Annotated in this window: 13 protein-coding genes; 7 read left to right on the top strand and 6 right to left on the bottom strand. The window is 45.5% G+C overall.

All coding sequences use genetic code 11. The features are described from left to right. Nucleotides 1-41: 41 nt before the first annotated feature. Nucleotides 42-659, bottom strand: coding sequence for an SCO family protein (locus ACN0QW_RS08425; RefSeq protein ID WP_417430515.1), 618 nt, complete (start codon nt 657-659; stop codon nt 42-44). Between the two features lie 302 nt (nt 660-961). Between ACN0QW_RS08425 and ACN0QW_RS08420 the strand changes: the two genes are divergently transcribed. The 4 genes from ACN0QW_RS08420 to ACN0QW_RS08405 all read left to right on the top strand — a co-directional run bounded on the left by ACN0QW_RS08420 (nt 962) and on the right by ACN0QW_RS08405 (nt 3,707). Then, entirely contained in the window at nt 962-1,657 is a 696-nt protein-coding gene (locus tag ACN0QW_RS08420) for an EI24 domain-containing protein (protein WP_299378736.1), read from the top strand. Between the two features lie 11 nt (nt 1,658-1,668). Beyond that, nucleotides 1,669-2,145, top strand: a complete 477-nt coding sequence (locus ACN0QW_RS08415; RefSeq protein WP_417430512.1) for a hypothetical protein — start codon at nt 1,669-1,671, stop codon at nt 2,143-2,145. Nucleotides 2,146-2,247: 102 nt separating this feature from the next. Continuing rightward, nucleotides 2,248-2,745: a DUF2244 domain-containing protein gene (locus tag ACN0QW_RS08410; RefSeq protein ID WP_299378740.1), complete on the top strand. Its 498-nt coding sequence runs from the start codon at nt 2,248-2,250 to the stop codon at nt 2,743-2,745. 20 nt (nt 2,746-2,765) lie between these two features. Then, nucleotides 2,766-3,707, top strand: a complete 942-nt coding sequence (locus ACN0QW_RS08405) for a cobalamin biosynthesis protein (protein ID WP_417430510.1) — start codon at nt 2,766-2,768, stop codon at nt 3,705-3,707. A gap of 102 nt (nt 3,708-3,809) precedes the next feature. Here ACN0QW_RS08405 and ACN0QW_RS08400 read toward each other — a convergent pair whose 3' ends face one another. Further along, a complete protein-coding gene (locus ACN0QW_RS08400) occupies nt 3,810-4,511 on the bottom strand; it encodes a lipid-binding SYLF domain-containing protein (protein WP_299378744.1) in 702 nt (233 codons plus the stop codon). Between the two features lie 260 nt (nt 4,512-4,771). Here ACN0QW_RS08400 and ACN0QW_RS08395 point away from each other — a divergent pair, with 260 nt between their 5' ends. Further along, a complete protein-coding gene (locus ACN0QW_RS08395) occupies nt 4,772-6,382 on the top strand; it encodes a GMC family oxidoreductase (protein WP_417430507.1) in 1,611 nt (536 codons plus the stop codon). Nucleotides 6,383-6,774: 392 nt separating this feature from the next. Then, complete coding sequence (locus tag ACN0QW_RS08390; protein ID WP_417430505.1) at nt 6,775-8,316, top strand: inorganic phosphate transporter; 1,542 nt, start codon at nt 6,775-6,777, stop codon at nt 8,314-8,316. Here ACN0QW_RS08390 and ACN0QW_RS08385 read toward each other — a convergent pair. Both ACN0QW_RS08385 and cobS read right to left on the bottom strand, forming a co-directional pair. Further along, entirely contained in the window at nt 8,311-9,009 is a 699-nt protein-coding gene (locus tag ACN0QW_RS08385) for a histidine phosphatase family protein (protein ID WP_417430503.1), read from the bottom strand. The genes ACN0QW_RS08390 and ACN0QW_RS08385 overlap by 6 nt on opposite strands. 9 nt (nt 9,010-9,018) lie before the next feature. Continuing rightward, on the bottom strand, nt 9,019-9,879 hold the full coding sequence (cobS, locus tag ACN0QW_RS08380; protein WP_417430501.1) for an adenosylcobinamide-GDP ribazoletransferase: 861 nt from the start codon (nt 9,877-9,879) through the stop codon (nt 9,019-9,021). A 222-nt stretch (nt 9,880-10,101) separates the two neighbouring features. Between cobS and cobT the strand changes: the two genes are divergently transcribed. Next, nucleotides 10,102-11,130: a nicotinate-nucleotide--dimethylbenzimidazole phosphoribosyltransferase gene (cobT, locus tag ACN0QW_RS08375; RefSeq protein WP_417430499.1), complete on the top strand. Its 1,029-nt coding sequence runs from the start codon at nt 10,102-10,104 to the stop codon at nt 11,128-11,130. Nucleotides 11,131-11,181: 51 nt separating this feature from the next. Here cobT and ACN0QW_RS08370 read toward each other — a convergent pair whose 3' ends face one another. Both ACN0QW_RS08370 and ACN0QW_RS08365 read right to left on the bottom strand, forming a co-directional pair. Then, nucleotides 11,182-12,039 (bottom strand): ABC transporter permease, encoded by an 858-nt coding sequence (locus ACN0QW_RS08370; protein WP_417430497.1) that lies wholly within the window; start codon nt 12,037-12,039, stop codon nt 11,182-11,184. Between the two features lies 1 nt (nt 12,040). After that, nucleotides 12,041-12,859: an ABC transporter ATP-binding protein gene (locus ACN0QW_RS08365; protein WP_417430495.1), complete on the bottom strand. Its 819-nt coding sequence runs from the start codon at nt 12,857-12,859 to the stop codon at nt 12,041-12,043. Nucleotides 12,860-12,998 lie beyond the last annotated feature (139 nt).

Raw genomic sequence — 12,998 nt, 5'->3', positions numbered from 1 at the left:
CTTCTGTTTAGTTTAAATCAGAAGCCGCAAATTTCTTATCGTTACTTGGATAGGATTTCAATCAAAGAAGCCGCCATTTTGTCTGATTCAGTACCGTGGCCATAGTGCTTCGCATAAAGACCATCTGGACCGATCAGGTAGGTAATGGATGAGTGATCCATTAAGTATTCATTTGATTCTTCCGTTTCAGCCTTTTGGTAAAAAACACGATAGGCTTTCGCCGCTGCGGCTACCTGTTCAGTTGTTCCTGTCAGCCCAACCATGGTGGGGTAAAAATTTTCTACATAATCGTGAATTGCAGACACTGTGTCTCGTTCCGGATCAACAGTTATGAAAACGGGTGTTATCTGCTTGGCGAGTTCGGGGTCTTTTTCTTCCACGATATCCATTGCACCGGATAGTAGAGTTAAAGACGTAGGACAAACATCAGGGCAATAGGTATACCCGAAGTAAATAAGCATATATTTACCCAGGAAATCTTTTTCTGTAACAGCCTTACCTGTGTGGTCGACCAAGTTGAAAGGCCCACCAATTAGGGAGCCAGATTGATTAGAGGTTGATTTTTGATCGAAAACTCTCATGCCGATAAAAGCCGCAGCTGCAACAATCAAGGCAATACAGAGAATAAAAATTGAACGTGCGATAAAACTTTTTGGCATTAGATTTTGCTCACGGGAAGAAGATTAATAATCATCCCTATGTTTAAAGTGAATAGAAGGGGAAGACAATAACCCTATCTGATCACAATAAAGAGAAAGGTTGCGGCATTTGCGCCCATTTATGGAATTATGATGTTGGCCAAAGTAGGTGTTACGTCGCGACAAAATTCTTTCTCGCCTTGAAAAAGGCACGTTTCCCCCTTAAGAAATAGATCTATTTTCAGAAGTAGAGTTCTGTTTTGTTATGGCAGGGTTTTGCTTATGATTTTCTTCCATTGGGTTAAGCGACGGAATCTAAACTTATGTTCAGCGATCTTTCAAAAGCATTTGGTCAAACAGGTGATCCGGCTTTCAGAAAAGTGTTTTTTATCTCTACGGCTATTTCGCTGGTAATCTTTGCGCTTCTTTGGAGCTTGGCAGGATATGGCGTCAGCTTTTTGGATGGATTGATCGCAGGATGGGCTGAATCTGATGGTTGGATAACCAGTGTGTTAGTCACAGTTGCCGAAGCGATCTCCTGGATAGGTGTTGCTTTTTTGAGTATCATGCTCTTCCCTTCAGTTATGTTGATTATCATTCCTTTTTTTCTGGAAGATATTGCAAAGGCTGTTGAGTCTAAATTTTATCCTGAACTAGGGGAAGGACGCCAACCGCCTGTGGGTGAAACGATTTTAGGATCAATACAGTTTGTTGGCGTGACGTTGCTGGTAAATATTATTGCTTTGCCACTGTATTTTATTCCGCTCGTAAACCTTTTTGCCTTCTATTTAATCAACGGTTATCTGCTTGGGCGTGAGTATTTTGAAATGGTAGCGCAGCGTCGCTTGGTTTTAAGAGAAGCAAAGTTGCTGCGTAAGCAGTTTAGTGGCCGCGTCATTATCGCAGGTTTCTTTCTTGCATTTTTGTTGACGGTTCCAATTCTAAATATTGTTATGCCAATCTGGGCGACGGCTTTTATGCTTCATCGGTTTGAGCGAATTCGGCGGGACGTTGCGTAGATAGTAAAAGAATGCGCAGCTATAAAAAAATTCTCCTTCTTGTCATTCTGACAATGACCCTCAGTGCTTGCGGTAATGCTGCGAAGCGTAAAGTGGTTATTGTTGGCTCGGAACCACTACAGTCTGCTCAAGATAACCCGAGTAATACTGAAGAAAAGAACGCAGAACCAAGTCGTGGTGATACTGCGGATCAACCCGAAGAACTGGCAGCTTTGAGCTATGATGCGACTCCCTTGGAGCCTGACGTCAACGATGATCCCAAGCAGTTATTAGGAATTGATACAAAAGCGTTAGAGGCATTGCTTGGAAAGCCATCGTTAGTGCGCAAGGAAAACCCGGCTGTGATTTGGCAATACAATGCAGAAAGCTGTGTTCTGGATCTGGTGCTTTATGACTCTGTAACGTCCTATGTCGAGGCGCGGGATGAACAGGTGAGGCCTATGGACAACCGTAAATGCTTGCGTCGGCTGCTTTTGTCTAAACAGTAGTGTTTTACACTTTTATCCCGCCAAATAATTTTGGTGGGATATTTCTGATAAAAGCATTAAGCTTTAAGGGCTATAGCTTTGTTGTATCAGGGATAAAGGCTTATGCTGAGTTCAGAAGGTTCAATTTCCAGCGCAGAAAATCTTCTTTTTAATGCTGTTTTACGCCCTAATCGAAGCCTGAGTAAGAAGGGCTTTAGGTTTTTGATGGTGTTTATTCTGAGCATTATTTTCATTAGTAGTTTAGGTTTCTTTCTTGCGGGGGCATGGCCTGTTCTTGGTTTTTTGGGGCTGGATGTTGCCTTAATCTATTTTGCTTTTCGATTTAGCTACCGATCTGGTGGACAGTATGAATTGATTGAGATGACAGAGAATGAGATGCTTGTGACTAGGGTTAATCCTTGGGGGCAAAAGACATCTTTCTCTTTCCAGCCGTATTGGATGCAAGTGTCATTTGAAGAACAGGACGAGGAAAATGTCCTGATTTTGAGCTCACATGGTCGATCTGTATCTCTTGGACGGTTTCTTGCCCCTGTGGAGCGAAAGGAACTTGCGGGAAAACTTATTTCAGTGCTCAATCGTATCAAACAAAATTCGTTGTAACACACCAAGAGGAAGAATACGTGCCGGGTGTTTATGGTTCAGCTGAACCACTGTTTCTTTTGCTTTTTGCTTTGGGTATCGAGGCATTGTACGGAGGCGTATTTTTCCTTGAAAAATGGTTACCGAAACCGCGCCGTTTATTGGCCGGGATAATTGTCCGCTTTGACCGCTTACTTAATGATTCGACGTCTTCATCCAGCATAGCTGTTGTGACTGGTGGGTTAAGTGCCATTGTGTTGATTTTTCTTGCTGCCCTCGTCGGCTTTGGGATTTCTTTGGTTAGCTTAAACGCACCTTTTCTGTGGTTGATCGAAGTTTTTATGATTGCTTTATGCTTGGATTATCGCAATCAACAGGTTCGAATGCGGAAAGTACGCAAAGCTTTGGCTTTAAAAAGCTATATTACGGTCCGTGGTGAATTGTATCCTTTAGTTTCATCTCTTTTCCGCATGAGAGACCTTGAAAAATTATCTGAAAGCCAATTGGCAGCGGCTTGTGTTGGGGGTATGGCGCGTGGATTTGTCGAAGGTTTCCTTACCCCCGTTTTCTGGTATGCCATATTGGGCCTACCCGGACTTTTTGTGCAGCAAGCCGTTTATCAGGGGGCACTGTTTTATAAACAGCGCTATTTGCAGGCACCGCAGGAAAAGCACTTTAGTCAGATGTATTTTATCCTTGAGCGGATATTTATTGTTGTGCCTGACGCGCTTGCTGCGCTGATGTTTATCGTTTCTACCCTGTTCATTCCCAAAACATCTTTTTCGCAATCATTCATCAGATGTTGGCGGGGCAAGCATATGGCAGATGCCGCACTTGGCGGTGCTTTACAACTGGATTTATCCCTACCAAGTGCGACGAATTGGCGACAGGAACTGGAGAGGGGTAACATGATTGTGCTGATCGCGGGCATTATGGCTGTTGGCCTTATAGCCGGTGCGATCTTGGTTCGCTTTGCTTTTTGAATCCCCCTTCCTGTTAAATTAAGACTCAGGGTAAATTAAAACCCCTGTCAGGGTTACACATTCTGACAGGGGGAAGTCTTTATCGTTTATTTTAGGTGATTTTTATTGGGGCATCGCAGCGCGCAGTTTATCTGAATGCGGATTTGAGAAGGCGCGTTCTATGGTAATTTTTTTCGGGGTGGCTCCTGCGCCGTAGTAACTACTGTTATAACTTTCCCGGGTAAAAAGTTTCGCACCTTCGAAAGCACCACCTCCGAAAAGGCCGACAGAGCTGGAGAAGGCATAAACATCAACGTCAAGATTCGCTGTTGTTGAGGCTTCTACTCCCGCACCAAAGGGGCCGACGGCAAGCGAAAGGTCACCACCAAATTTGATTTCACTATCCAAAATGGCATCGACAGCGCCTTGATTCATAAGCGTAAAGACCACTTCGGAAACTTCGCCACCGATCTGTAAACCAATGCTACCTGCTGCGAGAGTATAAAAGGACGGGTTGCTCCAAGTGCCATCGGCTCCACGGACCAGAAGGACACCTGATCCTCCCTCACCACCAATAATAAAGCCGCCTTTGACCAATTGGGGAATGATGATGATCCCTTTGGATTGTTTGGCGAATTCCTGCAATTTGGAATAGTCAGGATTGCTGAGCATTTTTTCCAGTGTGTAGCGGGATTCTGCAACGAGCTCTTCGGCATCGCTTGCGGCTTGCACTTGATAAGAAAAAGATACTGCAAAAAGGGCGGTCAGGAATATCAATTTGGATGAAATGGCAGAAGTGAAAGCCTGTCTGAGGCTTTTGATCATGTCGTTCTCCTCGCTCGAAAGCGGTTGTTAAGGACGGATATGGTTAATTCTGCAAAGCAGTATCGCAGGAAAATACCAGAAAAGGCAGAGACAATTTGTGTCAATTAGCATAATTTATTGTCTTCTATGAAAAGGATTTTACGACAATACTTATAAAACAGGCTGATTCATTATCGGTTGTCACGCAAATCAGTAATTTCCTTTAATCCAAAATAAAAAGCCAAGCCCATTTTAAGCGCTTTGGTTTTGGGAGTCTGAGTATGCAGAGTTTAGGATCTTATGATTATGTGATTGTCGGTGCCGGAACAGCAGGCTGTGTACTGGCAAATCGGTTGTCAAAAGATCAAAATAATTCTGTCCTTTTGTTGGAGGCGGGTGGCAAAGATAATTACCACTGGATCCATATCCCTGTTGGCTATCTCTATACCATCAACAATCCTCGAACCGATTGGTGTTTTTCAACAGTTAAGGAGAAGGGATTGAATGGTCGCTCTTTAAGTTATCCTCGCGGTAAAGTCTTGGGTGGCTGTTCTTCAATAAATGGCATGATCTATATGCGCGGTCAGGCCCGTGATTATGATCAATGGCGACAGATGGGAAATACAGGTTGGGCGTGGGACGATGTTCTTCCCCTTTTCAAACGGGGAGAGAGTTACCACAAAGGAGATTCAGAGTTTCACAGCGGTGGGGGCGAACTTCGGGTTGAAGAACAACGCCTGTCCTGGCCAATCCTTGATCGCTTCCAAGAAGCTGCTGCAGAAGCTGGTATCCCAGTCACAAAAGACTTCAATCAGGGGAATAATGAAGGGGTTGGGTATTTTGAAGTAACCCAAAAAAAAGGGGTACGTTTCAGCGCAGCTCGTGCTTTCCTTCATCCGGTTAAAGATCGAAAAAACCTGACCGTTCTCACACAAGCACAGGCACGAAAAATATTACTTGAGGATAAGATCGCCAAGGGGCTAGAGCTTGATTTTCAGGACGTGCGTTCAGAAGTGAAGGTCCGAAAAGAGCTTATTTTATCTGCGGGCGCCGTGGCGTCCCCAGTGCTGTTACAAAGCTCTGGTATCGGCGCGGGAGAGCTTTTGGCACAGCATGGTGTTGAGGTGCAGCACGAGCTTGCTGGTGTTGGCAAAAACTTGCAGGATCATTTGCAAATTCGCACCGTATTTCAGGTCTCTGGTACAAAAACGCTTAATGAAATGTCGCATAGCCTTTTTGCCAAAGCGGGTATGGCGGTGGACTATGCCTTGTTTCGAAAAGGACCCTTGTCTATGGCACCAAGCCAGTTAGGGTGCTTTGCAAAGAGTAATCCGGGATTGGAAACACCTGATCTGGAATATCACGTGCAACCGCTTTCGACAGATAAGCTGGGTGATCCTCTCCATAAGTTTTCTGGCTTTACCGCTTCTATCTGTAATCTACGTCCGGAATCAAGAGGCTATGTTCACCTCAGTGATCCAAACGGGAAGAACATGCCAACTATTGCGCCGAATTATCTTTCGACCGAAGGGGACCGGCAGGTGGCCATTAATGCGATTAAACTGACACGTAAAATATGCGCAAGCCCGGCATTATTAAGCCACTCACCGAGGGAGTATCTACCTGGTTCTGATATTGTTAGTGATGAAGACATCCTCAAAGCTGTCGGGGATATTGGCACAACAATTTTTCACCCCGTGGGCACTTGTAAAATGGGGTCTGATTCAATGGCGGTGGTTGATGAAGAACTTCGTGTACATGGTATCACGGGATTACGGGTTGCAGATGCCTCAATCATGCCGACCATTACTTCTGGTAATACAAATGCCCCAACTATCATGATCGCTGAAAAGGCGAGCGATATGATTCTTGGGGCAAATAGCTCAAGCTAAATCAATCTGCCTGACTTATGAGTGATTTTTTCATCATCTTTTATGATTCGATAAGAGGCCGGGAACAAAACGTTTATTAAATCTTCCCGGATTTGATGAGATACTGTCTACAAAAAGGTATTCAGCAGGATGGTATCGTTCAAAAATTCAAAGGCTGGCATCTCATAGAGTTGATGCAAACGGATCAAATCTAAAATTATTAGTTAAAAATATATCTTCAAAGGTGAGTACTTCACTGATTTATTCTGCTGAAGGATCTGATTTGTTTGGGGAATGGGGCGTGTCATCAAACTGTCATATTAGAGTCACGAAACGATAATTTGTCATTTAACCGCAACGAAACTATCACAAATCGAAAATGACCCCGATCTTGGTGTATGAAAGTTTGAAAAATGACATCTTCTGATCCGTCAGGAAATACGAATTCATCGTCATCAGGCGATATGAAGTTAGCAAAACCATCCCTGGATAAAGATTTAAGCAAAATCGTTACGATGGAAGAGGCCACGCGCTCGATATCGCAACACCTTTTTGCACCGGGTTTGGCGATACTCTTTCTGGCGGTTGCCGGTGGTTTTGCCAGTATTTTGATCGGGGCGCAGCCAAACGCGGTTTATATCATCGTTGCGGCAACTCTTGGCGGCTATATGGCGCTGAACATTGGTGCCAATGATGTAGCAAACAATGTTGGCCCAGCTGTAGGGTCGCGGGCTTTGACCATGACCGGGGCGCTGATTATTGCAGCTGTGTTTGAAAGTGCGGGTGCGCTGTTGGCCGGTGGTGATGTTGTCTCCACGATTTCCAAGGGAATTATTGATCCATCCCTTGTCCCTGATAGCCAGACCTTTATCTGGGCGATGATGGCAGCACTTTTGTCATCAGCCCTGTGGGTAAATCTTGCAACCTACATTGGTGCGCCGGTCTCAACGACACACTCTGTTGTTGGTGGTGTGATGGGGGCTGGTATTGCTGCTGTTGGTTTTGGCGCTGTAAACTGGTTTACCATGAGTAAAATCGCAGCAAGCTGGGTAATCTCCCCCGTTCTGGGCGGTGTTATTGCGGCACTATTCCTTGCCTTTATCAAAAGTAACATCATTTACCGCGATGATAAAATCGCGGCCGCGCGTCGTTGGGTGCCTATGTTGCTTGCGATCATGGCAACGGCTTTTTCATGTTATTTGATGATGAAGGGCCTGAAGAAAATTTGGAAGCCTGACCTTGTAACTGTTGCCATGATTGGTGCTGCAATATTTGTTGCTTCTTATGCGCTTTTAAAGCCCGTTATTCGGAAACAGTCCGAGGGTATGGAAAATAGGAACCAGTCTTTAAGAGAACTGTTTCATCTTCCGTTAATTTTCTCTGCTGCTTTGTTGTCTTTTGCGCATGGTGCGAATGATGTGGCTAATGCTGTTGGTCCTTTGGCGGCTGTTTTACACGCTGTGGAATCAGGTGACATCGCTGCGAAAGTTACCATTCCGGTCTGGGTGATGATTATTGGGGCAATTGGTATCAGCCTTGGTCTTTTCCTCTATGGCCCTAAACTTATCCGTATGGTTGGGGAACAGATTACCAAGATGAACCCGATGCGGGCTTATTGTGTGGCACTTTCTGCTGCGATTACTGTGATCATGGCATCGGCTTTGGGATTACCGGTTAGCTCTACGCATATTGCTGTGGGTGCAGTATTTGGTGTTGGCTTCTTTCGTGAATACTACACCAAGAAAAGCAAACGTCGCCGTCAGTATGTTCGACAGCATGAACGTCACCCGGAAAGCAAACACGAAGGAACTATTTCTGACCGTGAAGAAATAGGGCGGCGTAAATTGGTTCGTCGGTCCCACTTCACGACCATTATTGCAGCTTGGGTGATCACCGTTCCCGCCGCAGCATTGTTGTCTGCTTCGATCTTCTTTGCGATAACGTTTGTATTATAACTTAATTTTCTGTGATTGCGAAAAAAGCTCCGGTTCCGGGGCTTTTTTGCTTTTGAAGCTTAGAGGTTCTGTATTTATACAATCAACTCCCCAAGATGACTGATCCAATTTGGTGTCGTCTTTGGTCGTGTAGTAATTAAGCTTCGTCAAAGACAAATTGCCAATGGACAGACCAAGGGCTTTTTCGGGTTTTAGGCCCAGCGCATGGGCGACTGCGGCTCGAATTGTTCCGCCATGGGTTACTGCAATAATATCTTTGCCGCTGTATTTTTGATTAAGGACATCAATAGATCTTGCTGTTCGGGAAATAAGGTCTTCGAAACTTTCACCACCCGGAGGGGCTTCGGATGCAGGCGCATGCCAAAAACGATGCCATGCATCACCTCGAATTTCGCCGAGTTCTTGATGTGTCATACCATGCCAGTCGCCAAAAGACTGTTCCTGAAAGTCGCCGATTACATCGTAGTCAGGAAAACAGGTTTCTTGCATTTCTGCGCGAATAGCATTGGCCGTTTGGTCAGTTCGTTTTAGCGGTGTGGTCACCCAGATGGCGTCATCGGGCAGGGTCCCAGCGAGAGCCTGAAAGCTCTCTTTGTCATGGCAGTCACAGTTAAGATCCAGATTGCCGTATATCGTGCCGTTGTTTTCGGTTACAGGCGCATGCCTGATCCACCACCATCTGGTTTGTGTCACCTGTGCCTCCTAGGCGATATAGCTTAATAGGACAAGATAGGTCATGATTTCACACAGTTGGACCGCAGTGCCAAGGACATCACCAGTATACCCGCCAACTTGTCGCATTGTTAGCCATGATAAAAACAGAATCATTAGGACATTGGAAACAAGAACAATCAAGATGGACAGCGGGGGGAGAAAAATAAAAAGGAAGAACAAAGTCAGAAGCAGACTGCCATAACTACTTCGTAATTTAGGTTTTGCGGCGGTTGCGGCCATTCCGCTTTTTTTCGCTAGGGGAAGGTGGCTCATTATCAAGGGGGCAAGGCCTCTCCCAATCATATGTGCGGAAATGTAAATAGCAAAAATTTGGGTCAGGATTGCCCATTGATAGTTGTCTGCACCTATTGGGCTTAGTTGTGCAAAAGAGAGTAAACTACCTAACAACAGGGTGCGCATTAGAACAGAGATACCAAGGGCCAGGACACCATAACTCCCAACGCGGCTATCTTTCATGATCTCAAGCTTGCGTTCCGGATCGTGACTGCCGCCGAAGCCATCGGCAACATCAGCCAGACCGTCTTCATGAAGGGCGCCTGTGATCAAGATACTGGAGACAATTGCGAGAAGGGCGCAGACATAGAGCGGAAGCGAGAGGTAAAAGCTTAGGACCAGAACTGATGCACTGATAAAACCAACCAGAATGCCAATAAGAGGAAAAGACCAGGATGCTTCTGCGAGGCTACGACTTGTCGGGTTGCCTTCGTTATTCATTGGATAGGGCACCGGGATGCGTGTCATAAAGGCAAGTACAATACGTATATCCTGTTCAAACTGTTTTATCATGTTCAGCCATTGGTGTGGTTTGTCATTCTGTTGAGCTGTCATGTTGCCTTATCCGGTGTATATGCGACAAAGTGAGTGGTTCTGAGGTAAAGACAATGGCTTGTTGCTATGGTATGGCTTTGGCCAGAGCTTTAAAACCGATTAAATCGGGTTATCAACGCACAAAGAAACAAATGCCGCCCCAAAGCGGTTCTGTAAAGGTATTTGATAGTCTGAAGGCATCGCAATCCTGTGTTAAATCAGGGGCAAGGGAGATAATAAACTATGTCAGACGCGGCATCTATTTCGACGCTGGATGAAATTCATGTTTTGCTCAAGGAATTACCGGGGCCAAGCCGAGAGGCAGCAAAAGCCGCTGAGGAAAGGCAGGCACAGCTTACAAAACCCTTGGGAGCTTTAGGGCGCTTAGAAGAACTGGCAATCTGGCTTGCTGCATGGCAGGGAAAAAAGAAGCCACAGGTCGAACGGCCCTTTACCGCTGTTTTTGCTGGAAATCACGGCATTGCAGCAAAGGGGGTTTCTGCCTATCCGACCGAAGTTACCAAGCAAATGGTTGCGAACTTCATCCACGGTGGTGCGGCAGTTAATCAGCTTTGCGGGTTGGCCGATTCCGATCTCCGTGTGTATGAACTCGCCCTTGATGAGCCGACGGCTGATTTTAGCGAGCAACCGGCAATGGAAGAAGAAGATTTCGTACGGGCGATCGCTTATGGAATGATGGCGGTTGAAGAAGGCGTCGATGTTTTGGCTGTTGGCGAGATGGGCATTGGTAATACCACGTCAGCTGCTGCGATTTGTCTGGCGCTTTATGGTGGGGATGCTGCTGATTGGGTTGGTCGTGGTACAGGTGTTGATGACGAAACACTTGCCCTGAAAACCAAGCTGATCAATCAAGCGATTGAATTGCATAAGCCAATCTTTGCTGATGATCCTTTTCAGATTCTACGCTGTGTTGGCGGTTTTGAACTCGCGGCAATTGTCGGGGCTATTATTGCGGCACGCCTTGCCCGTACACCTGTTGTTTTGGACGGTTATACTTGTACGGCCGCGGCGGCTATTCTGCATGCTATTGATGACAGGCTTCTTGACCACTGTGTTGTCGGGCATCAGTCCGTAGAACCTGGACACCAGTCTCTAATGACAAATATTGGTAAAGAACCTTTGTTGGACTTCAATATGCGTCTGGGTGAAGGTTCCGGTGCTGTTCTTGCAATGCAAATTCTGAAAGCGGCCTGTGCTTGCCATAATGGCATGGCAACATTTGCTGAAGCCGGAGTTAGTGGTCCGGCTTAATTCCAATTTCTGGTTGGTATCACAAATAATTTTAATGGGGGTGTAGCGACGCTATTCCCCCATTTGTAATAAGAGGCCGCGTTTCCGTGCAACGTGGTAAGCCCACAAAAAAATCCCGATTGCGATAGAGAAATAGAGGATATTCAAAAGCAGAGAGTGGATAAAGAGGTTAAGCTGAAAACCTTGATTAAAAAGAATAGCGCGCATGCCTTCAAACACCGGCGCTGTTGGTAATGCCCAGGCAAGTGCCTGTAGCCATTCGGGCAAGATGTCTACGGGGTAGTAGACTGCTGAAATTGGTGCAATCAAAAAGATGGTCAGCCAAGCCATGGATTCTGCGCCTAGCCCGACCCTGAGAATGAGAGCACAGACTAAAAGACCAATGGTCCATCCCATCATCATCAGGTTGCTGAAAAAAAGTAATAAAGGAAGTCCCAGATCGTAGAGTGAAACCTCGTAAAAAAGGATCGCGAGGAATGTAGCGGGAAGAATGCCGATGAGTGTTCTGATCATACTCATGACCATCAGGGCAGTGAGGAACTCATGGGGACGTAGAGGACTTACAGCCAAATTTCCAATGTTACGGGACCAAAGCTCTTCGAGAAAAGAAAGGCTGAACCCAAGCTGTGCACGAAAGAGAATATCCCACAGAAGTACTGCAGAAACCAAAACCCCTGCAGCTTGAGCGACATAGCTGCTGTTTGTTAACAAAAACTGTGTAATGAAGCCCCAAAGAACAATTTGAATTGATGGCCAGTACATCATTTCAAAAATACGAGGCCAGGAAGCACGCATCAGATAAAGATGCCGCATCATGACCGACTGGATACGGATCAAGGCGGATGGATTATGCCTTATTTTGGGAATAAGGGATGTGGTTTGGGGTGTTTGGCTTGGTGAATTTGACATCTTAAATATCCCCGTACTCTAAATCATCATGAGGCGGCTTTCTGGGGTTGTTCTCCCCGGGTGTACCAGTGCGTTTTTGTTTTGGAGCGTTTTTCCGATCACGGGCGATATCAAGAAAGACCTCTTCCAAGTTTGTTCGACTATAACGGTGCAACAGATCTGCAGGTGTACCCTGATCAACAATTTTTCCATATTTCATCATCAGAACTTTATCACAAATTCGCTCTACCTCTGTCATATTATGAGAGGCTAGCAAGATCGCAGCGCTGGTTCTTTTTTGATATTCTTTTATATAGCTTCTGACCCAGTCAGCAGTGTCTGGATCGAGAGAGGCGGTTGGTTCATCCAACAAGAGAATTTCAGGTTCGTTGATTAGGGCTTTGGCAATTGAAACTCGGGTTTTTTGACCCGCGGATAAGCTTCCCGTTGGACGGTTTAATAACTCGAGAAGGTTAAGTTCTTCGGCCAGATGCATCAAACGTTCACGGGCGTTGATAATGCCGTAGAGCTTGCTGAAAAACATAAGGTTTTGTCGAACGGTCAGCCGTCTGGGCAGATCTACGTAGGGTGATGAAAAGTTCAGGCGGTGCATGACTTTGAAACGGTCTTTGACCATATCTTCACCAAGGACTTGAATCGTCCCTGATGATGGCAATAGAATGCCAAGAAGCATAGATATTGTTGTGGTTTTTCCTGCGCCGTTCCCACCCAGAAGCGCGATGGTTTCGCCAGGTTTCACTGTAAATGAAATTGATTTGACGGCAAGAACATCATCATAACTTTTGTTGAGGTTCTCGACATGAATAGCGTGCTGGATCATAGGTTTAATATAACATGATTGGGAAAGGGATCTTGTTCTGTTTTGTAATAGAATGATATCTACTGGAATATCACGCTATAAAATCTTATGAATTGTAACAGTTTCCTAATCTACAACCTAAATTTCTATCGGGAAAGCA

The sequence above is a fragment of the Kiloniella sp. genome (genome assembly GCF_048259265.1).
Taxonomy (GTDB): domain Bacteria; phylum Pseudomonadota; class Alphaproteobacteria; order Kiloniellales; family Kiloniellaceae; genus Kiloniella.
Note: the sequence above shows the minus strand (reverse complement) of the source record. Positions and strands in the feature narration are given on the sequence as shown.

What these genes read in the sequence shown, in the direction of transcription:
- ACN0QW_RS08425 (WP_417430515.1), bottom strand. Translation starts at nt 659, where the DNA reads ATGCCAAAAAGTTTTATCGCACGTTCAATTTTTATTCTCTGTATTGCC.
- ACN0QW_RS08420 (WP_299378736.1), top strand. Translation starts at nt 962, where the DNA reads ATGTTCAGCGATCTTTCAAAAGCATTTGGTCAAACAGGTGATCCGGCT.
- ACN0QW_RS08415 (WP_417430512.1), top strand. Translation starts at nt 1,669, where the DNA reads ATGCGCAGCTATAAAAAAATTCTCCTTCTTGTCATTCTGACAATGACC.
- ACN0QW_RS08410 (WP_299378740.1), top strand. Translation starts at nt 2,248, where the DNA reads ATGCTGAGTTCAGAAGGTTCAATTTCCAGCGCAGAAAATCTTCTTTTT.
- ACN0QW_RS08400 (WP_299378744.1), bottom strand. Translation starts at nt 4,511, where the DNA reads ATGATCAAAAGCCTCAGACAGGCTTTCACTTCTGCCATTTCATCCAAA.
- ACN0QW_RS08395 (WP_417430507.1), top strand. Translation starts at nt 4,772, where the DNA reads ATGCAGAGTTTAGGATCTTATGATTATGTGATTGTCGGTGCCGGAACA.
- ACN0QW_RS08390 (WP_417430505.1), top strand. Translation starts at nt 6,775, where the DNA reads ATGACATCTTCTGATCCGTCAGGAAATACGAATTCATCGTCATCAGGC.
- cobS (WP_417430501.1), bottom strand. Translation starts at nt 9,879, where the DNA reads ATGACAGCTCAACAGAATGACAAACCACACCAATGGCTGAACATGATA.
- cobT (WP_417430499.1), top strand. Translation starts at nt 10,102, where the DNA reads ATGTCAGACGCGGCATCTATTTCGACGCTGGATGAAATTCATGTTTTG.
- ACN0QW_RS08370 (WP_417430497.1), bottom strand. Translation starts at nt 12,039, where the DNA reads ATGTCAAATTCACCAAGCCAAACACCCCAAACCACATCCCTTATTCCC.
- ACN0QW_RS08365 (WP_417430495.1), bottom strand. Translation starts at nt 12,859, where the DNA reads ATGATCCAGCACGCTATTCATGTCGAGAACCTCAACAAAAGTTATGAT.